The organism is Micromonospora sp. NPDC004336 (assembly GCF_053602615.1).
Map to the genome: position 1 here is coordinate 47,987 of NZ_JBSGDY010000011.1, position 25,622 is coordinate 73,608.

25 protein-coding genes and 2 tRNA genes are annotated in these 25,622 nt (G+C 73.2%); 14 read left to right on the top strand and 13 right to left on the bottom strand.

From position 1 onward, the window contains the following. Position 1 precedes the first annotated feature (1 nt). Both ACWENR_RS04685 and ACWENR_RS04690 read right to left on the bottom strand, forming a co-directional pair. Complete coding sequence (locus tag ACWENR_RS04685) at positions 2 to 1,198, bottom strand: glycosyltransferase (protein WP_452275697.1); 1,197 nt, start codon at positions 1,196 to 1,198, stop codon at positions 2 to 4. Then, on the bottom strand, positions 1,185 to 2,345 hold the full coding sequence (locus tag ACWENR_RS04690) for a glycosyltransferase (protein ID WP_452275698.1): 1,161 nt from the start codon (positions 2,343 to 2,345) through the stop codon (positions 1,185 to 1,187). Before ACWENR_RS04690 ends, ACWENR_RS04685 begins: the two co-directional genes overlap by 14 nt. A 243-nt stretch (positions 2,346 to 2,588) precedes the next feature. Here ACWENR_RS04690 and ACWENR_RS04695 point away from each other — a divergent pair, with 243 nt between their 5' ends. Together ACWENR_RS04695 and ACWENR_RS04700 are read left to right on the top strand one after the other, a co-directional pair. Continuing rightward, complete coding sequence (locus ACWENR_RS04695) at positions 2,589 to 3,857, top strand: DUF1800 domain-containing protein (RefSeq protein ID WP_452275699.1); 1,269 nt, start codon at positions 2,589 to 2,591, stop codon at positions 3,855 to 3,857. A 145-nt stretch (positions 3,858 to 4,002) separates the two neighbouring features. After that, positions 4,003 to 5,106: a DUF1501 domain-containing protein gene (locus ACWENR_RS04700; protein WP_452275700.1), complete on the top strand. Its 1,104-nt coding sequence runs from the start codon at positions 4,003 to 4,005 to the stop codon at positions 5,104 to 5,106. 55 nt (positions 5,107 to 5,161) lie between these two features. On the opposite strand, the gene ACWENR_RS04705 is transcribed toward ACWENR_RS04700, so the two are convergent. Both ACWENR_RS04705 and ACWENR_RS04710 read right to left on the bottom strand, forming a co-directional pair. Then, complete coding sequence (locus tag ACWENR_RS04705) at positions 5,162 to 6,466, bottom strand: sugar transferase (RefSeq protein WP_452275701.1); 1,305 nt, start codon at positions 6,464 to 6,466, stop codon at positions 5,162 to 5,164. Between the two features lie 351 nt (positions 6,467 to 6,817). Then, positions 6,818 to 7,894, bottom strand: a complete 1,077-nt coding sequence (locus ACWENR_RS04710) for an LCP family protein (RefSeq protein ID WP_452275702.1) — start codon at positions 7,892 to 7,894, stop codon at positions 6,818 to 6,820. 117 nt (positions 7,895 to 8,011) lie between these two features. On the opposite strand from ACWENR_RS04710, the gene ACWENR_RS04715 reads away from it, so the two are divergent. Both ACWENR_RS04715 and ACWENR_RS04720 read left to right on the top strand, forming a co-directional pair. Beyond that, entirely contained in the window at positions 8,012 to 8,845 is an 834-nt protein-coding gene (locus ACWENR_RS04715; protein WP_452275703.1) for a CmcI family methyltransferase, read from the top strand. Between the two features lie 4 nt (positions 8,846 to 8,849). Continuing rightward, positions 8,850 to 9,668 (top strand): MOSC domain-containing protein, encoded by an 819-nt coding sequence (locus ACWENR_RS04720; RefSeq protein WP_452275704.1) that lies wholly within the window; start codon positions 8,850 to 8,852, stop codon positions 9,666 to 9,668. Positions 9,669 to 9,860: 192 nt separating this feature from the next. Here ACWENR_RS04720 and ACWENR_RS04725 read toward each other — a convergent pair whose 3' ends face one another. From ACWENR_RS04725 to bcp, 3 genes are all read right to left on the bottom strand, one after another. After that, positions 9,861 to 10,400, bottom strand: a complete 540-nt coding sequence (locus ACWENR_RS04725; RefSeq protein WP_452275705.1) for an N-acetyltransferase family protein — start codon at positions 10,398 to 10,400, stop codon at positions 9,861 to 9,863. Between the two features lie 92 nt (positions 10,401 to 10,492). Continuing rightward, positions 10,493 to 10,575: transfer RNA gene (locus ACWENR_RS04730), tRNA-Leu, on the bottom strand. 76 nt (positions 10,576 to 10,651) lie between these two features. After that, positions 10,652 to 11,128, bottom strand: a complete 477-nt coding sequence (gene bcp / locus ACWENR_RS04735) for a thioredoxin-dependent thiol peroxidase (protein ID WP_452275706.1) — start codon at positions 11,126 to 11,128, stop codon at positions 10,652 to 10,654. A gap of 214 nt (positions 11,129 to 11,342) precedes the next feature. Between bcp and ACWENR_RS04740 the strand changes: the two genes are divergently transcribed. The 4 genes from ACWENR_RS04740 to ACWENR_RS04755 are packed head-to-tail and all read left to right on the top strand — an operon-like array spanning position 11,343 to position 13,983. Next, positions 11,343 to 12,059 carry an energy-coupling factor ABC transporter permease gene (locus ACWENR_RS04740; RefSeq protein ID WP_452275707.1) on the top strand — a complete coding sequence of 239 codons (717 nt, stop codon included), beginning with the start codon at positions 11,343 to 11,345 and terminating at the stop codon, positions 12,057 to 12,059. Beyond that, positions 12,056 to 12,448 carry a PDGLE domain-containing protein gene (locus ACWENR_RS04745; RefSeq protein ID WP_452275708.1) on the top strand — a complete coding sequence of 131 codons (393 nt, stop codon included), beginning with the start codon at positions 12,056 to 12,058 and terminating at the stop codon, positions 12,446 to 12,448. The genes ACWENR_RS04740 and ACWENR_RS04745 overlap by 4 nt, the downstream gene beginning before the upstream one ends. 6 nt (positions 12,449 to 12,454) lie before the next feature. Next, positions 12,455 to 13,225, top strand: coding sequence for a cobalt ECF transporter T component CbiQ (gene cbiQ / locus ACWENR_RS04750; RefSeq protein ID WP_452275709.1), 771 nt, complete (start codon positions 12,455 to 12,457; stop codon positions 13,223 to 13,225). Next, positions 13,222 to 13,983 carry an energy-coupling factor ABC transporter ATP-binding protein gene (locus ACWENR_RS04755; protein WP_452275710.1) on the top strand — a complete coding sequence of 254 codons (762 nt, stop codon included), beginning with the start codon at positions 13,222 to 13,224 and terminating at the stop codon, positions 13,981 to 13,983. The genes cbiQ and ACWENR_RS04755 overlap by 4 nt, the downstream gene beginning before the upstream one ends. Before the next feature lie 150 nt (positions 13,984 to 14,133). Here ACWENR_RS04755 and ACWENR_RS04760 read toward each other — a convergent pair whose 3' ends face one another. Genes ACWENR_RS04760 through ACWENR_RS04775 form a run of 4 tightly spaced genes read right to left on the bottom strand, consistent with a single transcriptional unit; the run spans position 14,134 to position 17,077 of the window. After that, a complete protein-coding gene (locus tag ACWENR_RS04760; protein WP_452275711.1) occupies positions 14,134 to 15,213 on the bottom strand; it encodes a hypothetical protein in 1,080 nt (359 codons plus the stop codon). Then, the gene (locus ACWENR_RS04765; protein ID WP_452275712.1) at positions 15,210 to 15,926 is read right to left on the bottom strand and encodes a DsbA family protein; all 717 of its coding nucleotides are present in this window, start codon (positions 15,924 to 15,926) and stop codon (positions 15,210 to 15,212) included. The genes ACWENR_RS04760 and ACWENR_RS04765 overlap by 4 nt, the downstream gene beginning before the upstream one ends. Beyond that, on the bottom strand, positions 15,919 to 16,443 hold the full coding sequence (locus ACWENR_RS04770) for a MauE/DoxX family redox-associated membrane protein (protein WP_452275713.1): 525 nt from the start codon (positions 16,441 to 16,443) through the stop codon (positions 15,919 to 15,921). The genes ACWENR_RS04765 and ACWENR_RS04770 overlap by 8 nt, the downstream gene beginning before the upstream one ends. 43 nt (positions 16,444 to 16,486) lie before the next feature. Then, a complete protein-coding gene (locus tag ACWENR_RS04775; protein WP_452275714.1) occupies positions 16,487 to 17,077 on the bottom strand; it encodes a sigma-70 family RNA polymerase sigma factor in 591 nt (196 codons plus the stop codon). 107 nt (positions 17,078 to 17,184) lie between these two features. On the opposite strand from ACWENR_RS04775, the gene ACWENR_RS04780 reads away from it, so the two are divergent. The 4 genes from ACWENR_RS04780 (at position 17,185) to ACWENR_RS04795 (ending at position 21,512) form a co-directional block, all read left to right on the top strand. Then, positions 17,185 to 17,829: a zf-HC2 domain-containing protein gene (locus ACWENR_RS04780; protein ID WP_452275715.1), complete on the top strand. Its 645-nt coding sequence runs from the start codon at positions 17,185 to 17,187 to the stop codon at positions 17,827 to 17,829. Positions 17,830 to 17,913: 84 nt separating this feature from the next. Next, positions 17,914 to 19,578 carry a copper resistance CopC/CopD family protein gene (locus tag ACWENR_RS04785; RefSeq protein ID WP_452275716.1) on the top strand — a complete coding sequence of 555 codons (1,665 nt, stop codon included), beginning with the start codon at positions 17,914 to 17,916 and terminating at the stop codon, positions 19,576 to 19,578. An 18-nt stretch (positions 19,579 to 19,596) separates the two neighbouring features. Further along, positions 19,597 to 20,328: a YcnI family copper-binding membrane protein gene (locus ACWENR_RS04790; protein ID WP_452275717.1), complete on the top strand. Its 732-nt coding sequence runs from the start codon at positions 19,597 to 19,599 to the stop codon at positions 20,326 to 20,328. A 140-nt stretch (positions 20,329 to 20,468) separates the two neighbouring features. Continuing rightward, positions 20,469 to 21,512, top strand: coding sequence for a hypothetical protein (locus ACWENR_RS04795; RefSeq protein WP_452275718.1), 1,044 nt, complete (start codon positions 20,469 to 20,471; stop codon positions 21,510 to 21,512). A 321-nt stretch (positions 21,513 to 21,833) separates the two neighbouring features. Here the strand turns inward: ACWENR_RS04795 and ACWENR_RS04800 are convergent, their stop codons facing one another. After that, positions 21,834 to 23,099, bottom strand: coding sequence for a glycosyltransferase family 87 protein (locus ACWENR_RS04800; RefSeq protein ID WP_452275719.1), 1,266 nt, complete (start codon positions 23,097 to 23,099; stop codon positions 21,834 to 21,836). A 75-nt stretch (positions 23,100 to 23,174) separates the two neighbouring features. Between ACWENR_RS04800 and orn the strand changes: the two genes are divergently transcribed. Together orn and ACWENR_RS04810 are read left to right on the top strand one after the other, a co-directional pair. Next, positions 23,175 to 23,765, top strand: coding sequence for an oligoribonuclease (gene orn, locus ACWENR_RS04805; protein ID WP_452275720.1), 591 nt, complete (start codon positions 23,175 to 23,177; stop codon positions 23,763 to 23,765). Positions 23,766 to 23,877: 112 nt separating this feature from the next. Continuing rightward, positions 23,878 to 23,950: transfer RNA gene (locus ACWENR_RS04810), tRNA-His, on the top strand. Between the two features lie 50 nt (positions 23,951 to 24,000). Here the strand turns inward: ACWENR_RS04810 and ACWENR_RS04815 are convergent. Beyond that, a complete protein-coding gene (locus ACWENR_RS04815) occupies positions 24,001 to 25,293 on the bottom strand; it encodes an Ig-like domain-containing protein (protein ID WP_452275721.1) in 1,293 nt (430 codons plus the stop codon). Between the last annotated feature and the right edge of the window lie 329 nt (positions 25,294 to 25,622).

Below are 25,622 nucleotides of genomic sequence, written 5' to 3' on the forward strand. Positions count from 1 at the left end.
CCTACCGCCTTTCCGTCAACGAGGAGCCAGTTGCCGGGGCGAACGCCTGGAAGAAGGCGGCATGGGCCCGTGTGCACTCGGCGTCGGAGAGGATACCGGGCGTCGCGGCGGCGCCGGCTGCGAGTTCCCTGCGCGTCTCGCGGGAATCGGCGAGCTTACGCAGGGCCGCCGCCAGGGCGTGCGGTTGGTCCGGCGGTACGAGCAGGCCGTTGGCTCCGCTGCGGATCCACTCGCTCGGTCCGCCGCCCTCGGTCGCGACCAACGGCTTGGCACGGGCCAGCCCCTGAAGGACGGTCTGGCCGAGCGGTTCGGGCCGGACGGATGCGTGAACCAGCACGTCGACCGAGTCGACGAAGGCGGCTACGTCGTCCACATGCCCGAGGAAGTCGACCTGGCCCGCGATGCCCAGCTCGACGGCGAGCGTCCGCAGTTCCTGCTCGTAGGCGGCTTCGTCGAACAAGGGAGCCCCGGCGAGACGGGCGCGTACGTCCGTGCCGCGGAAGACGTTGGCGAACGCGCGCAGGAAGACGTGCTGGCCCTTCCATCGTTGCAGGCGGCCGACCATGCCGATGGCTCGGACCTGGTCACGGACGTGCGGCTGGGTGACCCGCTCCAGTAGGCCGCTGGGACTCTGGAGCACCACCCGTCGGGCACCGGCCGGAAGCCGGTCAGCGGCGGAGGCGAGGGTCGTCTGGGAGTTGGCGATCACCCCGGCGACGTGTGGGAGTGCCAACCGGGTGAAGGCGGCATACCCGAACCGACCCATGCTCTCCGGTGTGACCAGGTCGCGGAGGTGGACCACCAACGGAACCGATCGGCCTCGGTTCGCCAGGGCCGAGATGATGGCGGCGGCGGCGGTGTTCGCGTGAATCACGTCGGCCGCGCCGAACAGCGCACTGCCCCGCAGGGCGCCGGCAGCGGCGCGGAGCGACGTCAGGTACCGCGCCGCGAGCATCGGGCTGCGGCTGCGGGTCCCGCCCACCGGAAGCTGCGGAAGGCGAGGATCGAGGGCCACCCCGTGCCCGGCCAGCCCGCCGAAAGCATCTCCGACAGGCGGAAGACAGAGACCCGCCGTCCAGGACGGTCCGGCCGCGAGGAGCCGGGCAAGGGCCAGTTCGGCGCCGCCCCGGTGCCCGGTGTGACTGACGTGCAGGATCCTCATCGGCCGAGCCGGACGATCCCGGTCAGCGGCACTCATCGTCGATCCACGCGGTCATCTCCGTGGCGAAGCGGGCGGGGGAGAACCCGGTGGCGTGAGCGGCGACCCGTTCGGCGGACAGCTCGTCGAGTCGCCGGACGAGGGCGGCGTGGTCGGCCGGTTCCGTCGAATCCGTCAGGAAGCCGGTCTCGCCGTCGACCACCGTCTCCAGCAGGCCGCCCCGGCGCAGGCCGATGACCGGGGTGCCGCACGCCTGCGCCTCGACGGGGATGATGCCGAAGTCCTCGTGGACCGGGAACAGCAGTGCGCGGGCACCCCAGAAGAGCTGACGCAGCCGCTCCCGGTCGGGCCGGACCTCGAAGACGACGGGAACGTTCGCCCGCTCGGCCAGCTGCCGCAGCTGCGTCTCCTGCGGGCCGGACCCGGCCAGCACGAGCGGCATCCCGGCGGCCTCCGCGATCGCGATGATGAGGTCGAAGTTCTTGTACGGGATCCACCGTCCCACCCCGAGCAGGTATTCGCGGGCCTGGACGCGGTCGGCCGGCGGCGCGGCGGCGAACCACTCCACGTCCACCGGCGGGTTGATGACCACCGCGTCCCGCCGCCAGTACCGCCGGATCCGCGTCTGCACCTCACGTGAGTTGGCGGCGTAGCCGCGCACGTGGTCGCTGAGGCGGACGTCGACGCCCTGCAAGATCCGCCGGGGCACGCTCAGCAGCGGATTGGAACCCCGGCCGTCGAACGCCGGGCTCCAGATGTACCGCGCCGGGGCGTGGACGTAGCTGAGATGGATGGTCGTCTCCGGGGCGCCCAACCTGACGGTGTGCGCGAAGGCGTGGCTCGACGAGATGACCACGTCGAATCGTTGTCGGCTGAGGGTACGCCAGACCAGCGGCATCAACGGCAACGCGACGGCTTTGCTGTGGCGCAGGGGGGTCCGGGCCAACCACGACTCGCGCAACCCCGGCTCGCCGGCGTCGTGGTCCTTCCAGAGCACGAACCGCTCGCCGTGTGGCACGAGGTCGGCGATCTGCCGGAAGACCTGCTCGGATCCGCCGGTCGCGCCGAACCACTCGTGGACCAGGGCCACCGAGCGGTCGACCAGCGTGGCCGGTGTCCGCGCCGAGGCTGGCTGACCCGGGGGTGGTGGCGATGCACCGGAAACCGGCAGCGGTTGCTCTGACATGACGATCCACCCAACACCGTTTACGACCGGCACTCCGACGGCGGGATGCTACCGAACTCGCATCGTCACCGGGACGCCCGTCGGCGCCTGCGGCGGGCCTCGGGACGGGTTCGTCCGCGCGTACCGCCTGACGGCCGCGAGCCAGGGCCAGGGGTTCGCCGGCCCGCGTGGTCGCCTGACGACGGCTTACTGACCAGATGGGACGCGGATTGTGCTCGGGTCGGCGTCGCCTATGGTTGGCGTATGACCGACGATGTGGCGCTGCTGCTCCGCCGCGCCGGTTTCGGACCCACGGCGGCGGAGCTGGCGGCGGCGACCAGGGTCGGCTACGAGGCCACCGTGCTGCGGCTGACCACGCCGTCAGGCCCGGACATCGGTGCCATGAGCGCCCCGTTTCCGCAGTTCGGTCCGGATCCCTACGGTCGTATGTCGAATCCTAGCGACGGGCAGCGGACGGCCGCCGACAAGGCCCGCGAGGAGCAGTCGGAGCAGCTGACGCGGTGGTGGCTGGACCGGATGACCGTGGCTGATCACCAGGCGGTCGAGAAACTGCTCTTCTTCTGGCACGGCCACTGGGCGACGTCCATCCGCAAGGTCAAGAGCCCGCAGCTGATGCTGGCTCAGCATCGCACCCTCCGCCTGGCACCGAACATCGCCGAGATGGCCCGCCGGATGGTGGTCGATCCGGCGCTCGTGCATTGGCTGGACGGGCAGTACAACACACGGAAAGCCCCCAACGAGAATCTCGCGCGGGAGCTCTGCGAGCTTTTCCTGCTCGGCATCGGAAACTACACCGAGGCCGACGTCAAGGAGGCCGGTCGCGCGCTGACCGGCTGGCGCATCGACCTGCACGCCGAGCGTGCGACGCTGGACCCCGACGACCACGACGGCGGTGACAAGACGATCCTCGGCGTCACCGACGCCTTCACCGCCCGCGGTCTCGTCGATCTCCTGCTCCGGCAGCCGGCCTGCGCCGAGTTCATCGCCACCCGCCTGTGGTTCCGCTATGCCTCGTCGACCGAGCCGATCCCACCGGCCACCCGGAAGCGGATGGTCGCGGCCTTCCCGGCGCCGAATGCGATGCTGCGGGCCCTGTTCACCGACGACGCCTTCCGGGCCACCGCCGGCACGATGGTCAAGCAACCGATCGAGTGGATGGTCGGCGCCATGCGCCAGTTGGGCTTGCGGCCAGCCAAGATCCCTCGTGAGACGCTGATCCAACTCTTCGACGGGCTGGGCGGCCTTGGGCAACGGCCCTTCGCTCCGCCGAGCGTCGGGGGTTGGCCGGCGGGCGCCGCGTGGCTCACCTCCGCGGCAGCCCGACTGAAGCTCAGCCTCGCCGGAAAGCTGGCCAGCCAGGTCCGGCCCGGCCGTCTCACCCCGGAGGAGCTAGCGGCCATGCTCTGCGTCGACAGGTGGACCAACCGGACGTACGAAGTCCTGCGGCGGGCGGACAATCCCCGCATGATGCTGACTCTGGGCCTGGTCAGCCCGGAATACGTGGTGACCTGAGATGGACGCTGTTACCCGTCGTCGGTTCCTGCTCGCCTCAGGGGTGACCGGAGCGGCAGCGTTGGCCGCCGGAAGCGGCGCGTTCGCCTACTCCCGGCTGATCGGCACCGCCGGACGTACTGAGGGGCCACCCGCCGAGACACTCGTGCTGGTCACCCTGTACGGCGGCAACGACGGCCTCAACACGGTCATCCCGTACGCGGACCCGGCCTACCACGACAGCCGGCCGGATCTGGCGTATCCCCCCGAGAGGACGCTGCTCCTCAACGAGACGCTGGCGCTGAATCCGGTCATGACCGGCCTGAAGCGGCTGTGGGACGATCGACGCCTGGCGATCGTCCAAGGGGTCGGTTACCCGCGTCCCGACCGCAGCCACTTCCGCTCCATGGACATCTGGCAGACGGGCTCGCCCGCGAATCCCGCCAGCACCGGCTGGATCGGCCGGTGGCTGGACGACATCGACGCGCCAGTGGGCACGGCGGTCAGTTTCGAGCCGGTGCTGCCGCCGTTGCTGGTCGGGCGGCGACGGATCGGTTCCTGCGTCAGCTACCAGGGTCTGGAGCTGCCGCCCTGGATCGACGCCGACCTGGTGGCCGACCTCGGACAGGTGGAGCCGGGCGAGCCTGAGTTGCAGGCCCGAGCCGCCGCCGCCTACGCCGAACTGCTCGCGCTGCGTCAGGTCATCCGAGGCGCGGGCGAGGCCACGGCAGCGCCGCAGGCAGACATGGAACCCACCATTCCGGCCACCGGTACGGGAGGCGAAAGCGCGCTGTCGGCCCAGCTCGCCCTGGTCGCCAGATGCGTGGAGGTGGGGGTTCCCACCCGGGTCTACTCGGTCAGTCTGGGCGGCTTCGACACCCATGCCGACGAGCTGTCGACGCAGGAACTGCTGCTCGGGCAGCTCGACGCCGCACTGTCGTCATTCGTCGACCGGATGGCTCAGTCGGAGGCCGGCCGTCGGGTCACCGTCGTCGTCTACAGCGAGTTCGGCCGCAGGGTGCGCGCCAACGCCTCGGACGGCACCGACCACGGCACTGCAGGTCCGGTGCTCGTCCTGGGCCAGCGCGTCGCTGGCGGTCTTCACGGCGAGCACCCGAGCCTGACGGATCTGGACCAGGGCGACCTCAAGGCCACGGTCGACTTCCGGGACGTCTTCGGGAGCGTGCTCGAATCGGTGCTGCACGCCGACCCGAGCCGCTACTTCGAGGGGTACCGGCCCAAGTCGATGCCGCTCCTGGGCAGCGGCTAGCGGCGTCGCCGGCTCACCCGACTGGGTCCACGCTGTGCCGCCTGGACCGCGATGGTCAGCGACCGCCGCCCCGGAACACCTCCGTGACCGTGCGAAGCACCACTTTGACGTCGAGCCAGAGGGACCAGTTCTCGACGTAGTAGTTGTCGAACCGCGCCCGGTCGGAGATCGGGGTGTCGCCCCGCAGGCCACTGACCTGAGCGAGCCCCGTCAGCCCGACGGGGACCCGATGGCGTGCCGCGTAGGTCGGGTACTCCGCCGAGAACTTCTCGACGAAGTACGGCCGTTCCGGCCGCGGCCCGACCACGCTCATGTCGCCGCGCAGGATGTTCCACAGCTGCGGCAGCTCGTCCAGCGATGTACGGCGCATGAACCGACCGATCGGGCCGACCCGCTTGTCGTGCGCGATAGACCAGTTCGTCTGGGATTCCTGCTCGTTCACCGGCCGCATCGAACGGAACTTGATCACCTTGAACGGCTTGCCGTAGCGGCCGATCCGCTCCTGGTAGAAGAAGATGCCCCGGCCGCCGTCGATGAATGTGGCGATGGCGCAGAGCAACAGCACCGGACTCAACGCGATCAACGCGACCGAGGCGAACAGCACGTCGGAGGCCCGCTTTATCGCCCACCGTGGGCCGGAGAGCGAGATGTCGCTGATCTTGACGATCGGGATGGCACCGATGTGATCGGGGTATCCGCCCTGTGAGCGGGAGCCCCACAGGCGCGGCACCGCCCAGAGGTCACAGCGCGAGCTGCGAGGCCGCAACAGGACATCCATGAGAGCGGATTCGAGGCAGTCGGGGTCGGCGATCACCAGCACCTCGCACTCCGACAGCCGGACCAGTTGTTCGAGGTCGTCGAGGGTGCCGATGAGCGGAAGCGTTCCGGTGCCCTGGCGCGACGCCGCGTCGACGCAGCCGACGAACCGAAGACCGTACTGCGGGTAGCGGCGCAGCAGCCGGGCGAGCTCGAGCCCGATGGGCCCACTGCCGATGATGATGGCGTTGTGCTCGACCCACCGACGTTTGCGCAGGAGGAGGGTGAGCGCCCTGCTGAGCGCCCGGCCGACGATCACCAGCCCTGCTGAGAGCGCGACGCCCCGCATGAACCCGCCGACGTACGCCACCGAGGAGTGCCGCTCCGCCGCGATGATGGCCACCACCGCGGCGGAGGCCAGCAGCCGCCCACAGAGACTCGGCAGCTCGTCGAGGATGCTCACGTGCCGGCGCGGCCGGTAGAGGCCTCCGGTCGCGAAGATGACGACGGTCAGGGCGGCGTTGGCCAAGGTTCCGCGCCAGTAGCTCTGGCTGAGCAGCAGCGGAGCGAGCAGCGCGGCCACGTCGATGGGAACCGTCATCATCCACGCTCGTAACCCGCGTGTCCGAGACGATGCCTTGGAGCTGGCGTACGGCAACACCGCGGTCGTGTCCAGACCGGCCTGGGGGGCCGACTGCGGCTCGCTGGTTACCGGTCCGGTGGGCAGCCGGTTCGTGGAACCTTCGCCACCGACGCTGTCCTGCTGTGGGGCGAACGTCCGCGCAGCCGACCCGCCGAGGTGTGGCGGGGACGCAGCATGATCAGTCGCCGGTTGGCTTGACATGGTCGACCTTTCCCCGTGGACGCCTCGTGGTCACGAACATGACTCACAGGGCGACCGCAGGATATGACCAGGCCGAACGCGGCACCATAGCCGGCGAGCCAGTTCCTGGTCCTACTTTGCGGCGGACAGGATCTCCGGCACCGCGTCGCGGCGGACGGCGTCGAAGAGGCGCTTGGCCCTCTGCGTGTCGGCCAGTACGACGCTCTCGCTGCCCATGCGGCCCGTCCCCTTCGTAGGGCAGGTGAAAAACCCCAGGTTGCCGCTGCGCAGGTGGCGGAGCTCCATTGCCAGGTCCAGCAGGGACATTGACTCGTCCACCGCTACTGCGTTCGTCGTGGCCTTCACGAACGAGTTCAGCTTCGCGGGATTGGCGAGCACACCGCCGGTGGCAGCCTTGTCCAGGATCGCCTTGATCACCTGCTGCTGATGCTTGATCCGCCTGAAGTCGCCGTCGGCAAAGGCGTAACGCTCCCTCGCGTAGTCGAGCGCGGCAGCCCCGTCCATGGTCTGCGGGCCCGCCACGAACTCCCGCCGACCGTCGGGGTTGAGCGAGTGGGTCGAGGTGAAGCCCTTGTCGACCGTGATCTCGATGCCGCCCAAGGCGTCGACGATCTCCTTGAAGCCGGCGAAGTCGACCATCGTCACGTGGTCCACCCGTACGCCGGTGAACTTCTCGACGGTCTGCACCATCAGCGGGACGCCGCCCCACGCGTACGAGGCGTTGATCTTCGCGTCCCGGCCGCCGCGCCCCTGCGGGGACTTGGGCACGCTGACCCAGGTGTCGCGGGGGATGGAGATGAGCTGAGCGCTCGACCGGTCCTTCGGTAGGTGGGCCAGGATGATCGTGTCGGTCCGGGAGCCGGAGCTGCTCTCCGGGTCGCGAGAGTCGCTCCCCAGGATCATGATGTTCATGGCGCCCTTCGCCACGACCTCCGGGCGGGACTCCTCCGGCACACCTCCGAAGGCGTCGACACGCTCGATGTCGGACTCCACGGATCGGAGGTAGAGCCCGCCGGCGATCAGTCCGCCGCCGCCGAGCACCGCCAACACCACGATCGTGATCAGGACGACGCGTTGCCACCGCGGACGTGGACGCCGCCGCCGGCGCCTGCCGGTCGCCTGCTCCCCTGTGGGGGAGAGGTCGAGAGGCTCGGTCTCGGGCTCCGCGTACGACTGGCGATGGGGCATGGCGTGATGCTACTTATCCCGGTTCCCGCGCGCGTACCCCCGTCCGTGCCGGTCCGGTCAGCCGCTCGACCGAAAGTTCCCTCACCTCTGCCTCCCTTCTCCTGGTAGAACCCTCTCGTGGACGCAACGAAGCTCCGGCGGGCCATCGCCCGCACCCCGCTCGCCCCCGTCGCCGCCTTCCCCAAGCGCCTGGCCCGGGTCGCCCGCCACGACGCCAAGGTGCTGCGCGCGTCCGCCCGGTGGCTGGTCACCTCTCGGGAGCACCACAACTACACGTACGACCTGACCAAGCTGAGCCGGCACCACCTGGCCTGGTTCGTCAGCGTCGTCTGCGACGTCCCCGTCAAGCAGGTCCGCGCGTACTTCGACGAGATCGAGTCGGACGACGCGCTGCGCTCGCACATCGAGTCCGCCACCGCCGGCGCGGCCCGCCGCGGCCTCGCCGACCGGCACGTCCGCTACGCCCGGCGGATCGGCTGGTACGCGATCGTCCGCGCCACCCGACCGGGGCACGTCGTGGAGACCGGTGTCGACAAGGGACTCGGCAGTTGCGTCCTGGCCGCCGCGCTGCTGCGCAACGCCGCCGACGGGCACCCCGGCCGGGTCACCTCGCTGGACATCAACCCCGAGGCGGGGTACCTCGCCAAGGCCGCGCCCTGGTCCGAGGTGGTCGACCTGGTCATCGGCGACTCCATCGCCTCCATCGCCGCGCTGGACCGGCCCGTCGACCTCTTCCTGCACGACAGCGACCACAGCCGGGCCCACGAGAAGCGCGAGTTCGAGGCCGTCGAGGGCAGGCTCGCGCCCGGCGCGATGCTGCTGACCGACAACGTCACCGCCACCAACGTCCTCGCCGAGCACGCCGAGCGCACCGGCCGCCGGTTCCTCGCCTACCGGGAGACCCCGGCCAACCACTGGTACCCCGGAGACGGCATCGGGGTGGCATGGTGACCGGGTGCGGCTGACCGCGATCCACACGTACCCCGTCAAGGGCTGTCACCGGCTCGACCACGACGACGCCCGCGTGCTCCCCTGGGGCCTGGCGGGCGACCGGCGCTGGATGATCGTCGACGCCCACGGCGTCGGCATCACCCAGCGCGAGGCGCCCGGGCTGACCGGGCTCCGCGCGGTGGGCCGCGACGGCGCCCTGCTGCTGCGCGCCCGGGGCCGCCCCGACCTCGACGTGCCGGAGCCGGCGGCCGGCGAGCCGGTCCCGGTGCGCACCTTCCGCGGCCGACCGCACCCCGTGCCCGCGCTGCCCGCCGGGCCGGCGGCGGACGCCTGGGTCGCCGCGTTCCTCGGCCGCCCGGCCCGCCTGGTCTGGCTCGCGCGGCCGAGCCGGCACATCCCCTCCGGCGACCGGAGGTACGACACCGGCGACCAGGTCAACTTCGCCGACGCCTACCCGCTGCTGCTGACCACCGTCGCCTCCCTCGACGCGCTCAACGGGTGGCTCGCCGACGCCGGGGAGGAGCCGGTGCCGATGGCACGGTTCCGGCCGAACCTGGTGGTGGACGGCCCGGCGGCCTGGGCGGAGGATGCCTGGGCCGGTCGCCCCCTGCGTGTCGGCGGGGTCCGCCTCCGCGCCGCCGGGCCCTGCGAGCGCTGCGTGGTCACCACCACCGACCAGGAGACCGGGACGAAGGGGAAGGAGCCGCTGCGCACCCTGGCCCGGCACCGCAACATCGGGCGGAAGCTCCTCTTCGGACTGCACCTCGTCCCCGAGGAGACCGGCGTCGTCCGGCTCGGCGACGAGGTGGTCGTCACGGGCTGACCGGCCGCCCGCCCCGGATCCGGCGAAGAGCGTGCGTCCCCTGCCGCCGCCGGCGACCAGAGGCCGGCGTGGCGGCGGTCCGGTGCGTGTCGCCGGATCGGCGTCTGAGCGTGTTGACGGCGGCGGTACGGTGCGCGTCGCCGGATCGGTGTCTGGGCGCGTGCCGATGGCGGTCCGGTGCGTGTCGGCGGATCAGCGTCCGGGCGTGTCGGCGGCGGTCAGGTCGAGCCACATGAGGATCTCGTCCCGGTCGTCGCCGGGGGCGACCCGCAGCGCCCCGGGCAGCCGCCCGATCTCCCGGTAGCCGAGCCGCCGGTAGAAGCGGTCCAGGCCCAGCCCGTCCCGGACGGTCACGTGCAGCGCCTCCCGACCCAGCTCCCGGCCGAGGCGCTCGGCCTCGCGCATCAACGCCAGGCCGTACCCGTGACCCTGGGTGTCGGGGTGGACCATCACCCGCTTCAGCACGCACCAGTGCGCCTTGAGGGCGAACCGGTTGTCGCAGAAGACCAGCGCGGCGACGAGGCGGTCGCCCGCGTACCCGACCAGGAGACGGTCCGGACCCTCGGCGACGCCGGCGAACGTCGGGTCCGCGGTGCGCCGGACTTCGGCGGCGGTCACCGGCGGCACGAAGCCGACCGCCCCGCCGGCGTTGGTGACGTCGACCCAGAGCGCGACGATCTCCTCGCGCAGCTCGGGTGTCAGCTCGGGATCGAGGACGAAACGCAGGCTCACCGGGCAATCCTGACCGGGCGGGAGCACGCCGACCCGGGATCGTGACGCGTCCGACAGTGGTGTCCCGGCGCGGGCGCCGGTCGACCCGAAGGTGCGGGAGGGGGGATTCGAACCCCCACGTCCTTTCGGACAATAGGACCTAAACCTACCGCGGCTGCCATTACGCCACTCCCGCCGACCCGCTGAGTCTAGAGCGTCGGGTCGCGATCCCGCCGAGCCCGCCTCCGGGGGGCCGGCGGCGGTGAGACGGCTCAGTCCAGGCCGAGGTCGCGGCGCAGCTTGGCGACGTGGCCGGTCGCCTTCACGTTGTAGAGCGCGCGCTCGATCTTCCCGTCGGCGTCGATCACGAAGGTCGAGCGGATCACGCCGGTCACCGTCCGGCCGTACGACTGCTTCTCGCCGTACGCGCCGTAGGCCGAGAGCACCGACTTGTCGGCGTCGGAGACCAGCGGGAAGGTGATGGCGTCCCGCTCGCGGAACTTCGCCAGCTTCTCCGGCTTGTCGGGGGAGATGCCCACGACCTCGTAGCCGGCGGCCTGGAGCGAGGCGAGCGAGTCGCGGAAGTCGCAGGCCTGCTTGGTGCAGCCGGGCGTCATCGCCGCCGGGTAGGCGTACAGCACGACCTTGCGGCCGCGCAGGTCGCCCAGCGAGAGCGTCTCGCCGGTGTCGGTGGGGAGGCTGAAGTCGGGGGCGGGGTCACCGGGGGCGAGGCGGTCGGGCGCGGTCATGGCACGACCCTACCGCCGGCCCGCGCCCGCCCGCCCCGGGCGACGCGCCGACGTCGCCGCCCGCGCCGCCGGCCGGTCGCCCGCACCGTCGGCCGACGCCGCACCCCCTCCCGTGATCGAGGCCATCCGCTGTTGCCAGGTATTGGCAACAAAGATGTACGGGAAATAGGCTGACCCGGTGGGCGCGGACGGACCCGCCGACGTGGGAGGTCGCGTGGAAACCCTGGCGATGCACATCTCGAACGGGATCATCGACGGTCCCGTCGCCGCGCTCTTCGCCGCCGTCGCGTTGGCCGCGATGACGTTCTGCGTCCTGCGGGGCCGCCGCGACCTGGACGACCGGCTCGCGCCGATGGCGGGACTGGTCGCCGCCTTCATCTTCGCCGTGCAGATGCTCAACTTCCCGATCTTCACGGCCGGCGTCAGCGGCCACCTGCTCGGGGGCGCGCTCGCCGCCATGCTGGTCGGCCCGTGGGTCGGCGCGCTCTGCCTGGCGGTGGTGCTCGTCGTGCAGGCGCTGGTCTTCGGCGACGGCGGCGTGGCGATGCTGGGCCTCAACATCACCAACATGGCGGTGCTCGGGACGGCCGCGGCGTACCTGCTGATCGCGCTGCTGCTGCGCGTCCTGCCCCGCACCCCGGCCGGCCTCGGCGTGACGGCCTTCGTCTCTGCCCTGCTCAGCGTGGTGGTCGCGGCCATGGGCTTCGTGTTCCAGTACTGGCTCGGCGGCACCACCGACCTCGGCGGCAACCTCGGGGGCCTGGCCGGCACCATGGCCGGCGTGCACCTGCTGATCGGCGTCGGCGAGGGTCTCATCACCGCGACCACCGTGGTCACCGTCGCCAAGGTGCGGCCCGACCTCGTCTACGCGCTGCGCGGGCTGCGCCCGGCGCCCGCGTCCACCGTCCCGGCCGTCGGAGGTGTCCGGTGAAAAAGCGTTCCTGGGGGTTCCTCGTCGGCGGGCTGCTGGTGGCGCTGCTGCTCGCCGGGGTGGTCAGCAACTTCGCCTCGTCGCACCCCGACGGGCTGGACTCGTCGCTGCGCGAGGGCTGCACGTTCGACGCCGACGACAACATCGTCGGCGGCAGCTGCCCCGCGCAGCGCGAGAGGGAACACGAGATCGGCGGCCCGCTGGCCGACTACGGCATCGCGGGGGTCGACAACGACTTCCTCTCCACCGGCCTGTCCGGCGTCCTCGGCGTGCTGCTCACCTTCGCCGTCGCCGGCGGGGCGTTCTGGCTGGTCCGCCGCCGCGGCCCGCGCGACGGCGACCCGGCCGGCCCGGAACGCGCCCCGGCCGGCGCGACGGACCGGGGGTAGCGGGGGATGGGCGCCGGGCACGCGCACGTGCTGTACCGGGAGGGCGCCTCGCCGGTGCACCGGCTCCCGCCGGAGGTCAAGATCGCGGCGATGGTGGTCTTCACCCTCGCCGTGGTGGCCACCCCGCGCGAGGCGTTCTGGGCCTTCGGCGGGTACGCCGTGCTGGTCGCGGTGGTCGCCGGGCTGGCCCGGGTCGGTCCGGGCTGGCTGCTCAGCCGGTCGCTGATCGAGCTGCCGTTCGTGCTCTTCGCCGTCGCCCTGCCGTTCCTCGGCGCCGGCGAGCGGGTCGAGGTGCTGGGCCTGAGCCTGTCGTCCGACGGCCTGCTCGGGGCGTGGAACATCGTGGCGAAGGGCACCCTCGGCGTACTCGCGTCGCTCCTGCTGGCCGCGACCACGACGACCCGCGACCTGATCGTCGGCCTGGACCGGCTGCGCTGCCCGCAGATCCTCACCCAGATCGCCACGTTCATGCTGCGCTACCTGGACGTGCTGGTCGGCGAGGCCCGCCGGATGCGGGTGGCCCGGGTCTCCCGGGGCGACGACCCGCGCTTCCTGTGGCAGCTACGCGGTTTCGCCGCCGGCGTCGGCGCGCTCTTCCTGCGCGCGTTCGAACGCGGCGAGCGGGTCTACCTGGCGATGCTGTCGCGCGGCTACGCCGGCCGGATGCCGGCCGTGTGGCAGGGCGCGGGCGCGGCGACGGCCGGGCAGTGGCTGGTCGCGGCCACCGTGCCGGCCCTGGCGGCCACCATCGCCGCCGCCGCGCTCGTGCTGACATGATCGGAGGCGTGCAGACCGCTGTCTCCCTGGACGTCCGCGGCGTCCGGTACGCCTATCCCGACGGGCACGTCGCCCTGCACGGGGTGGACCTGACCGTGCCGCGCGGCGACCGGGTGGCGCTGCTCGGCCCGAACGGCGCCGGCAAGACCACGCTGGTGCTGCACCTCAACGGCATCCTCACCCCGACCGAGGGGAGCGTGACCGTCGGCGGCCTGACGGTCAGCCAGGACCGGGCCACGCTCGCCGAGGTGCGCCGCCGGGTGGGCATCGTCTTCCAGGACCCGGACGACCAGCTCTTCCTGCCCACGGTGGCCGAGGACGTGGCGTTCGGGCCGGCCAACCTGGGACTGCGCGGCCCGGAACTGGCCGCCCGGGTGGACGAGGCGCTCGCCGCGGTCGGGATGGGCGAGCACCGGGACCGGGCCCCGCACCACCTCTCCTTCGGCCAGCGCCGGCGGGTGGCGGTGGCCACCGTGCTCGCCATGCACCCGGAGATCCTGGTCCTCGACGAGCCGTCGTCGAACCTCGACCCGGCGGCCCGCCGCGAGCTGGCCGAGATCCTGCGCGGGCTGCCCGTGACGCTGCTGATGGTCACCCACGACCTGCCGTACGCGCTGGAGCTCTGCGACCGGTCGGTGATCCTGGACGCCGGCCGGATCGTCGCCGACTCCCCCACCGCCGACCTGCTGGCGGACGCCGACCTCCTGTCCCGCCACCGCCTAGAACTGCCCTACGGCTTCACCCCCACCCCCCGCTGACCCTCGCCACCCTCGCCGCCCTCGCCGCCCTCGCCGCCCCGCGCGTATTCCGCGATCTTGCAGTTACTGCCCCGACAAACGCCGCATATCCCGCATTCCGAGGGCCGAAAGTGCAAGATCGCCGAGCGCGGGGCGCGGTGGGGGTGGGGGTCAGGGGAGGGGGGTGGGGGTGGGGTGGCGGGAGGTGGCGTGGAGGCGGAGGGCGCCGGCGGCGGTGGCGCCGGCACCGGCGACGAGGACGACGGTGATCAGGATCCGGGCCGTCGTCGCCGACCAGGGGACGGGAGCGACGGCGCGGGCGAGGACGGCGGCGTTGGCCACCCCGGCGAAGAGCGCGAGGCAGGCCCCGGCCAGCGCCACCGCGAAGTCGGCGGCCGGCCGGCGGGCCATCGCGAAGAGTCCGGCGGCGATCGCGCCGAGCCCGGTCAGCAGGGCCCACACCTGGCCGCCGAGCAGGCCGGCCAGCAGCCCCCCGACGCCCCGCGCGCCGGCGTCGAGCTCCCGACCCACGGTGAACGTCACCGCCGCCAGCCCGCCGAGCACCAGTAGCCCGCCGATCCCGGTCAGCGCCCGCCGGCCCGGCCCGGACCCGGCCGGCAGCAGCCCCAGCGCGCCCACCGCGAGCAGGCCGAGCGTGGCGGCCACCCACCAGGCGTACGCGTCCGGCGGCGGCACCCAGTCGAGCGTGCCGCGGATCTCCATCGGCTCGGCGTCGGCGCGCAGCGGCACCGCCCAGTCCCGCACCCGGTGCTCCCGGTCGGGGGCGGCTCGCACCTGCGGCGGCGGTGCCGACTCCCGCCACAGCGCCCGCTGGTCGTGCCAGCGGACCGTGGACGAGTCGTCGACCCGCCGCCACTGCGGCGCGGCGGCCGGATCCGCCTCGGCCGGCAGCCTCGTGTCCCCGGCGATGGTGCGGTTCAGGTACGTCGCGGGGGAGCGGAGGTTCTCGTACACCCCGTCGGGGCCGACCCGCAGGTACGGCTCGCCGGAGTAGCCGAGCACCTCGACGGCGCGGTCGCCGGTGTTGGTCAGTTCCAGTCGGGCGCCCGCCTCCACCGCCCGTACGCTCACTCCGGGGCGGGCGGGGGTGACCGCCGTCACCTCGGTGCGGTAGTCGGTGCCGTCGGGGGCGTCGGCGCCGTGCGCGGCGGCCGGCCCGGCGAGCGCGAGCGTGGCGGCCAGCGCGGCGGTGAGCACCAGGCCGGCGCGGGTCAGCAGGTCACGGATCACCGGCCGGCCGCCTCCACCGCCGCCTTGATCCCCTCGGGGCTGCGGTCGGCCACCTCCTCGCCGTCGACCAGGATGGTCGGGGTGCCGGTGATGCCGGCCTTGCTGGCCTCCTCGGTCACGTGCTCGGTCCACGGCTTGAAGGTGCCCTCCCGCAGGCAGGACGCGAATCCGTCCCGGTCGAGGCCGGCGCCCGCCGCGATGTCGACCAGTACCTCGTCGCTCAGCCCCGCGCCGCCCTCCGGCGGCTGCCGGTCGAAGAGCGCCTTGGCGTACTCGCGGTAGCGGCCGCTCTCGGCGGCGCAGCCGGAGGCCGCGGAGGAGCGGGTCGAGTACTGGGTGGTGGAGAAGCGGTTGAGGTAGGCCACCGGGTGGTAGACGACCCGGACCTTGCCCTCGCTGATGAGCTGGTCGATGGTGGGGCCGCTGGTCTGCTCGAACTGCTTGCAGGCCGGGCAGAGGAAGTCCTCGTAGATGTCGACGGTGACGGGCCCCGAGCCGGCGACGACGCCGGTGCCGGCCTCGTTCGAGCCCGTCGGCGGGGTGAAGTCGTCGGAGCGCTGGCTGGAGTAGACGGCCCAGCCGATGAGGCCCGCGATGACCAGGACGGTGACCGCCGCGGCGGAGACCCAGAGCGTCCGCTTGCGCCGCTGCTCCCGGGCGAGCTGCTCGCGGACCACCCGCGCGGCGGCCTTCTGCCCCTTGCGACTACTCATCCTCGTCCTCCACGGGTGCTTCCCCCGCCAGCCAGCCGTCCATGGAGACGGGGGTGCGGGGCCAGATCAGCAGGAATCCGGCCAGCGCCAGGAAACCCAGGTCCCGGAGGATCTCCGGGAGGTAGCTCGGTGCCTGCCCCTGCGCGAGCTGGCCGCCGCTGCCGAAGCAGCCGCAGTCGATCGCCAGGCCCCGGCTCCAGGCCGAGGCGATGCCCGCGACGAAGACCACCAGCAGCGCCGCGGAGACGGCGGCGGACAACCGGGTGGCCAGCCCGAGCAGCAGGAGTACGCCCAGCGCCAGCTCCACGAAGGGCAGCGCCGCGCCGATCACCGTGGCGACGTCGTACGGCATCACCTCGTACGCGTTGACGGCGCGACCGGAGGCCGCCAGGTCGCCGACCTTGCTGCCGCCGGCGACCAGCCACACGGCGGCCAGACCCAGCCGGGCGGCGACGCCGAGCCAGGGCCGGACGGCGGGCCAGCGGAGGGCCCGGAGGCGGGGTGCGGTCACGCTCATTGGTCGTCGCGTCCGCCGCGGAAGTTCCCGGCCACGTGCCCGCTCATCCGGCGAGGGCGTCGCCGACCGCCTCGACGAGGTCGTTGCGGGCGCGGGCCACGCGGGACCGGATGGTGCCCACCGGCACCCCCTCCACGGCGGCGGCCTCGGCGTACGACAGGCCGAGCAGTTGGGTGAGCACGAACGCCCCGCGCCGTTCGGCGGGGAGCCGGCGGACCAGGTCGGCGGCACCGAGCTGACCGGCGGGGTCGGGGTGTGACCGGTCCCTCCGGGCGTCGGCCGCGAGCCGCTCGTCGAGCCGGCGGCGGCGTACGACGGTGCGCAGGTGGTCGGCGCAGGCCCGCCGGGCGATGCCGAGCAGCCAGGTCCGGGCGCTGGATCGCCCCTCGAAGGCCGGCAGCGCCCGGAACGCCCGCAGGTAGGTCTCCTGCGTCAGGTCGTCGGCGCTGTCCGGGTCGACCAGCGCGGCGGCGAAGCGCCACACCTCGGCCTGGGTGAGCCGGACGAAGGCCGCCTGCGCGACGGGGTCCCCGTCGCGGGCGGCCAGCGCCCATCCGGTCGCCGACTCGCGCGCGGCGGGGCCCGCGGCGGCGGTCGGCCCGGCTGCGGGGGTCTCGCGCGGGGCGGGGATCACGACAACCCAGGTTACGCGGCGTGCCGGGGCGGGGCAGGGTCCTTCGGCCCTTCCATGGCCTCCGCCACGCCGGGAACTTTTCCGGTCCGCCGCCCGACTATCCCCTCATGACATGCGACGACGTACGCACGGCGCTGTCGGCGCGGCTGGACGGCGAGGACCCGCAGGCGTCGCCGGGGGCGCTGGACGCGCACACCGCCGGCTGCCCCGGTTGCCGGGTTTGGCTGGCCCGGGCCGAGCAGGTGACCCGGCTGGCCCGGGTACACGCCGTCGCGGTGCCCGACCTGACGGCCTCGGTGCTGGCGGCGGTCGCCGCCGACGGGGCGGCGGTTCGGGATGCGGCGGCGGCGACGCGGCGGGCGCGCCGCCAGGTGCTGCGGGTGGCCGTCGCGGTCGCCGCCGTCGCGCAGTTGGCGATCGCGCTGCCGGTGCTGCTGGCCGGGCTCGGCGTGACCGCCGACCCGCACACCAGCCGCGAGATGGCCTCCTTCGACGTGGCCCTGGCGGTCGGCTTCGCGCTGGCCGCGTGGCGCCCGGAGCGGGCCCGCGCGTTCGTGCCGGTGGCGCTGGTGCTGGCGGTCTGCCTGGCCGGCACCAGCGCGGTCGACATCGCCAACTCGACCACCGCACTGGTGCACGAGGTCGGCCACCTCGCCGCCGTGGTGCAGGCGGGGCTGCTGTGGGCGCTGGGACGGGTCAGCGGCGAGTCGGACGCCCCCGTGGCGACCGGGCTGCGGGCGCGGCATGGCTGACCACGCGCCGGCCACCTCGCGGCGCCGCCCTCCGGCCGTGTTCGGCAGGGCAGGAGTCGCGGTCGAGGGGTCGGGTCCGAGAGCATGACCGGCATGAGTGTCGCCAACCGCCGCTGGTTCACCCGGCTGACCGCCGCCGCCGGCCTGCTGGTCGCCGTCGTCGCCCTGCTGATCGCCCCCGCCGGTCCCGCCCGCGCCCACGCGGTGCTGGCGAGCAGCAGCCCGGTCGCCTCGGCCGTGGTGTCGAGCGGGCCGGTCGAGGTGGTGCTGACCTTCACCGAGTCCGTCCGCAAGGTGCCGGGCAAGATCCGGGTCATCGCGCCGGACGGCTCGCGCGCCGACCGGGGCGAGCCGAGCTTCTCCGGCGGCGTGGTCACGATCCCGGTGGACCCGGACGGCGGGCGCGGCACCTACCTGGTGAGCTACCGGGTGATCTCCGCCGACAGCCACCCGGTCTCCGGCGCGTTCACCTACTCCGTCGGCGCGCCCTCGACGCCGCCGGTGGACAGCGGTGACGACAGCAGGGCCGACCCGTTGGTCGGCACCGCGGTCAAGGTCGCCAAGTACCTCGGCTACGTCGGCCTGCTGCTGCTCGTCGGTTCGGCGATGGTCCTCGCCGTGCTGTGGCCCCGTCGCCTGTCCCGGCGGGGCCCGGCGCGGCTGGCCTGGGCGGGGCTCGGCCTGGTGGCCTTCGCCACCGTGGCGAACGTCCTGCTCCAGGTGCCCTACACCGCCGGCGGGGGCGTGTTCGACGTCACCGGCGAGGGGCTCAGCGCGGTGCTGGGCAGCACGTTCGGCGCGGCGCACCTGGTGCGGCTGGGCCTGTTGGCGGCGGCGGCGTTCCTGCTCCGGCCGCTGCTGGCGGGGCCGGTCGGCCGCGCCGACCTGGTGATCCTGGCCATCCTCGGCACTGCGGCGCTGCTGACCTGGCCGCTGGCCGGGCACCCGGCGGCCTCGCCCGCCCCGGCTGTCTCGGTCGTCGTCGACGCGGTCCACCTGGGCAGCATGGCGGTCTGGCTGGGCGGGCTGGTGATGCTGGCCGGCTTTTTGCTGCGCCGGGCCGACGAGCGGGAACTGGACGCGATCCTGCCGATCTGGTCGCGCTGGGCGGCGCTGGCCGTCTCGGCGCTGCTCCTCGCCGGCACCGTCCAGGCGCTGATCGAGGTCGCCACCCCGGCGGCCCTGGTCGACACCACGTACGGCCGGCTGCTGCTCGGCAAGATCGGGCTGTTCGCGCTGGTCATCGCGGTGGCCGCGTACTCCCGGCAGTTGGTGCGCCGCCGCACGGCGGCCGGCCGGCCGACCTCGATGCGCCGGGCGGTCTGGGCGGAGCTGGCGATCACGGCCGTGGTGCTCGGCCTCACCGCCACCCTGGTGCAGACCACCCCGGCTCGTACCGCCGGATCCGACGTGGCCGGCGGGTCTCCCGGCTACTTCTCGACGACCCTGTCCAGCCCGATCTACTCGCTCCAGGTGGAGCTGGACCCGGCCGAGCGGGGCAACAACACCGTGCACTTCTACGCGTACACCAAGGACAACCGGCCGCAGCCGGTGGTGGAGTGGCGCGCCACGGCCGCCCTGCCGTCGGCCGGGATCGAACCGATCGAGGTCCCGCTGCTGCCGTTGACCGACTACCACGCCACCGGCGAGATCAACCTGCCGGCGGCGGGGGAGTGGCAACTGCGCGTCACCGTCCGTACGTCCGACATCGACCAGGCCACGGTGACCGCCACCGTGCCGATCAGCTAACAGGAAGGCTCCACGCAGATGATCCGTCACCGGCGTACCGCAACCGCCGCTGCCGCCCTGGCGCTCGGCGCCGTCGCCACCGCCGTACTCGGCTTCGCGGCGCCCGCCTCGGCCCACGTCACGGTCAACCCGCAGGAGGCGACGCAGGGCGGCTACGGCCGGTTCGCCTTCCGCGTGCCCAACGAGAGCGACACGGCCGCCACCACGAAGGTGGAGGTGGTGCTGCCGGAGAACGCGCCGGTCGGCTCCGTGTCGACGATGCCGGTGCCGGGCTGGACGGTGGCGGTGGAGAAGCGCAAGGTCGACCCGCCGGTCGAGGTGCACGGCAGCCAGCTCACGGAGGTCGTGGCGAAGCTGACCTGGACGGCGACCGGGGACGCGGGGGTGAAGCCCGGCCAGTTCCAGGAGTTCCCGATCTCGATGGGGCCGCTGCCGGCGGTCGACACGATGGTCTTCAAGACGTTGCAGACCTACTCCGACGGCAACGTGCAGCGCTGGATCGAGGCGCCGACCCCCGGCGGCGAGGAGCCGGAGAGCCCGGCCCCGGTGCTCACCCTCACCGCCGCCTCGCCGTCGGCCGCGCCGACCGGCGGCGCCCCGGCGCGGGCCGACGACGATGACGACGACGCGGAGGGCGACGGCCTGGCCGTCGGCCTCGGCGTCGCCGGCCTGGTCGCCGGCGCGGGCGGCCTGCTCCTCGGCGGGCTCGCGTTCGCGCGGACCCGACGGGAGCCCACGCCGAAGGCGTGACCCGCCGCGTCGTCCACCGGCCCGTCGGCGCAGCCGGCGGGTCGGCTGCTTTCCGGACCCGTGCCGTGGATATCCGCTGATCAGCCGTCCCGCGTCGGTAAGGTCGGCCGGGTATCCGGCTACGGAGGGGGACGAGGCGAATGCGGTTCGTGCGGGTGCTCGGCGGGGTGCTGCTGCTGACCATCGGGATTCCGGCGCTGCTCGCCGGCGCGGTGCTGGGCATGCTCACCCGGCAGGCCGACTCCGCGGGGGCCTTCGGCGCCCGGTTCGAGACCGTGCACACCCCCGGGCACGCGGTGGTCGTCCGGGACCTCGACGGGCTGCTGCGCGCGGAGGCGCCGTTCACCCGGGCCGGGCAGTCCCGGCTCCGGCTGGAGGCCCGCACGGCCGACGGCCCCGCCTTCGTCGGACTGGCCCCCGCCGACGAGGTGCGGCGCTGGCTCGACGCGGTGCCGCACGCCGAGGTCCAGCGGGTGGCCCTGGCCCGGGGTCCGCTGCCGGTCCGGCTGGGACCCGTCGCGCCGTCCGCCGGGCCCGCGCCGGCCGTCACGCCGATCGACCAGCCCTTCTGGGTACGCGAGGGGACCGGCGCGCTGGAGTGGTCCCCGGAGGACCTGGCCGACCGGCGGCTGAGCCTGGTCGTGATGCGTCCCGACGGGCGGGCCGACCTGACCCTGGAACTGCGGGCGGAGTTGCGTGCCGGGTGGACCGCCCAGGCGACCGCCGCCCTGCTGGCCGGCGGGGCGTTGACGGTGGCGCTCGCCGTGCTGCTCCTGCTGCGCCCGGTGCGCCCACGCGAGGTGGTCTTCGTGGTCGAACCGGACCAGGTGCCGGTGCTGGCCGGGCGGCTCGGCGTGACCTCGCTCAGCGGGCTGGGCGCCCAGCCGACCCGGGACAGCGACCGGTCGCGGGCCGTCGGGCGCCAGCTCGCCTCGGTCGGCGCCGGCCCCGGCGGGTCCCGGCCGGCGATCGGGCCGGTGCCCGCGCGCCGGCCCGCGACCCTCGCCGACCTCGCCGGCGACGATCCCGCGCTCCGGCCGCCCGGGGTGAGCCTCAGCCTCGCCTGGCCGCCGGCGGCCCCGGAGGGCACGACTCCGCCGGTCCCCGAGGAGACGACTGTGCCGGTCCCGGCCGAGGGCCGGCTCCGCCCCGCCGTCCCGGAGTCCCCGGACGCTGCCCGCTGACGGCGCCCGGCTCCCGGACGGTGCCGACGGTGTCCGTGGTTGCCGGGCTTCCCGTGCTGACGGCGTCCGGCTCCCGGACGGTGCCGACGGTGTCCGTAATTCCCGGGCCCACGCCGACGGCGTCCGGCGGTCGCCCGGGCGGCGGCACCGCCCTCCGGCGGCACCGCCCTTCGGCGGCGGCGCGTGGTTCGCGACGGCGAAGAGGCGGGGGACGGCGAGCGGCCCTCCGCGCTGCCGACGCGGAGGGCCGCCTTCACCGGGGGATCGGTGCTACCCGAGAGACATCTGAGGTAGTTGCGACCAGATTAGCGGTGAAGGGGGCTACTCGGGAAGACTGTCCATTTGGCGCGACTTTCCCGGCCCGCGCCGCACCGGCAGCGTCACCAGCAGCAGCAGGCTCAGCAGCACGTACGTGTTGCGCGTCAGGAACTCGCCCGGCGAGTCGGTGCGCGCCGGACCGACCCCCCAGTCGTAGAAGGTCACCACGCCGTACACGATCAGCAGGGTCGTGCCGATCGCGAGCGCGGCCAGTGCGTTGCGGCGGCGGACGCCACCCTCGGTGGCGGGGTCGACGGCCAGCGCCGCGTCCGCCAGCACCACCACGGCGGGGATGAACCAGTAGATGTGATGGGTCCAGGTGATGGGGCTGACCAGCGCGCCGACCAGCCCGGTGAGGGCGAGCCCGGCGAGCGGGTCGCCGGCCCGCGCGGCCCGCGCCGCCCGCCACAGCCCGTACCCGGCGACGACCGCCACCAGCAGCAGCCAGAGCAGTTGGCCCGGCTTCTCGGGCGCGGTGATGCGGCTGAGCAGCCCGAACAGCGACTGGTTGCCGGTGTAGTCCGTGCGCCCGACCCGGTCGGTGGCCCACAGCTCGTGGGTCCAGAACCGCCACGAGTCGCGCGGCGCGACCGCCGCGGCGAGCAGGGTGGCGGTGGCCGCCGTCGCGCTCGCCACCGCCGCCGCCCGCCAGCGCCGGGTGGCCAGCAGGTAGACGATGAAGATGCCCGGGAAGAGCTTGAGCGCCGTCGCCAGCCCGACGCCCACCCCGGCCCAGCGGCGCGCCCGGGGTACGGCGAAGAGCAGGTCGCCCAGGATCAGCACGACCAGCAGCATGTTGATCTGACCGAAGGTGATCGTCTCGCGGGTGCTCTCCACGGCCAGCACCAGCAGGACGGCGAGAGTGAGCGTGAACACACGGGGCAGGTCGTGCCGGGCGATCACCGGCGCCAGCAGCCAGCGGGTGGTCACCACCACGGCGAGCACGGTCAGCGCCGTGAAGATCGCCACGGTGACGCCCAGCGGCAGCAGCGCGAACGGGCGCAGCAGCAGCGCGCTGAACGGCGGATAGGTGAAGTAGAGCTCGCCCTGGACGCGATCGGGCTGGGCGTAGTCGTAGAGCGGGTTGCCGGCCGCCCACCAGTCCATCGCCCGCATGTAGATCTTCAGGTCGAAGAAGTCGTGCACCAGGCCGGGCAGGTAGAGCGCCGGCAGCACGGCGGCCAGCGCCAGCACGGCGACGAGCCGACGAACCGTACGGCCGCCGGCGTCGTCGGTGACGGCGGGCGGTGCGACGGGTTCGGCTGGCACGGGGAAACCCTAACGGTCGGGCCGGGCCACGGTGCGCGGGCGCGCGGCCGTCGGGGCTGCGCGTAGGCTGGGCCGGTGGCTGATCTTCTCGTCTGGATCGACTGTGAGATGACCGGGTTGGACCTCGGCAGGGACAAGCTGATCGAGGTCGCCGCGCTCGTCACCGATCCCGATCTCAACGTGCTCGGGGAGGGCGTCGACGTGGTGATCCACGCCGACGAGGCGGCGCTGGAGGCGATGCCGGAGATCGTCCGGACGATGCACGGCAAGTCGGGGCTGACCGAGGAGGTGCGGCGCTCGACGGTGACCCTGGCCCAGGCCGAGGAGATGGTCCTCGACTACGTCACCAGTCACGTCAAGGATCCGCGCACCGCGCCGCTGTGCGGCAACTCCATCGCCACCGACCGGGGCTTCATCGGCCGGGACATGCCGCGCCTCGACGCGCACCTGCACTACCGGATGATCGACGTCTCCTCGATCAAGGAGCTGTGCCGCCGCTGGTACCCGCGCGTGTACTTCGGGCAGCCGCAGAAGGGGCTCGCGCACCGGGCGCTCGCAGACATCCGGGAGAGCATCCGGGAGCTGGAGTACTACCGGCGGACGGTCTTCGTGCCGCTGCCCGGGCCCGACGTGGAGACCGCCAAGGCGATCGCCGCGCAGCTGTAGCGGCGGCCGGGACAACCCGCTGGACGCGGCGGGTCGGGGTGGGGCTATTATTGGTCCGCACCCCGCCCGGGGCGATCGACCGGGTGTGGATCCATCGGGTGTGAACGGCATGGTGGCTGTAGCTCAGTTGGCAGAGCACCGGGTTGTGGTCCCGGTTGTCGTGGGTTCAATTCCCATCAGTCACCCGGTTGACGAAGGCCCCCTCCTCGCAGAGGGGGCCTTCGGCGTTGCGGGCTCAGGAGGTCGGGGTGACCTCGGGCTCGGCGCTCACGTCCGGGTCCGCCTCGGTCGCCGGCTCGTACGGCAGGGCGCTGCCCTTGACGTACTCCTCCCAGCTCATGTTCCAGTCGGTCCAGCCGTTGCCGTTCTGGAGCCTGCGCTCGGTGCCCTTGACGGTGATCGGGTCACCGATGCGGGTGTTGGCGAACAGCCAGGCCCCGTTGGCCATCGAGACGTTCACGCAGCCGTGCGAGACGTTCACCTGGCCCTGCTGCCCCTCCGACCAGGGCGCCGCGTGGATGAACTCGCCGCCCCAGGTGAGCCGCTGGGCGTAGTCGATCTTCGTGCGGTAGCCCTCCTCCGGACCCAGCTCGTCGAAGGTGTCGAAGACCGTCTTGCGCAGCTTCTCGATCACCACCATCGTGCCGCTGGACGACGGGGTGCTCTTCTTGCCGAGGCTGACCGGGATGGTCTTGATCACGGAGCCGTTCTTCGTGACGGTCATCCGCTTGGTCTTGTTGTCCACCGTCATGATCAGCGCGGCGCCGACCTTGATGTCGACGCTGAGGTCTGCGCGGCCGTACCAGCCGTCGCCCAGCGGCAGGCCGCCCGCCTGGACGCGGTAGGAGACCTTGCTGCCGGCCTGCCAGAACTCCTTGGGGCGGTAGCGGATCTCCGTCGGGCTGACCCAGTGCCAGATGCCCTCCTGGGCCGGCGTGGAGGTGACCGTCATCCGGCTCTGGACGTCGTCGCGGTAGTCCTCCGGAATGGCCCGGCTGAACTTGACGATCAGGGGCATGCCGATGCCCACCACCTGGTCGTCGCCGAGGAAGCTGCTGACCCGGACCTGCCTGCCGGGCTTCGCCATGGTGGTGAAGCTGCTGGTGGCCGTGGCGGGCCGGCCGTCCTCGCCGGTCGCGGTGACGGTGGCGGTGTACGTCTCGCCGTACTTCAGCGCGCCGGCCGGCAGCCAGCTCTTCCCGTCGGCCGTCAGCTTGCCCTCGACGGCCTCGCCGGCCGAGTCCTTCAGCTCGACGGCGGTCTCCTGGGCGTCCTTCGTGGTGAAGGTGATGCCGGTCGAGGCGGGCACGTCCTTCGCGTCGGCCTTGGGCTCGACGATGGTCGCCGCGGCCTTCGGCGCGGCCGGCTGGCCGCCGTCCTGCCAGCCGGAGGGCTTGCCCCCACCCCCGTCGGTGCAGGCGGCGGTCAGGGCGAGTGTCGCGGCGAGCACCGCCGCCGCGAACCCGCGGCGTCGCCCACCCCGCCGGTCGCCCCCGCGCCGGATCAGCTGGTCCTGGACAGCTCGCATGATTCCCTCACAGTCGTGGTCCCCGATTGCCCATCGTCCCTCACTGACGCACCGGGACAGGTACCCGTTCCTGAAGGTGAACCGAAACACGCCAGGCAACCTGTCCGGATGTTGATAAAATCGGGGCTTTTCGCGAGACGGACTCGGCTTCGTCCGGCCGCGGTCCCGCCTTGCCGCGCGGCGCCACCCCGGGTCCGCGCGCCGGCGTCCGCCCGCCGGCGTGCGCGCGCCGGAAACGCGGCGACCGGCCCGCGAGGCGCGGGCCGGTCGCCCGGGCGTCGGGCGGGCGGACGTCAGAACACCGGCCCCCCGCCCCCCACGGGCACCGG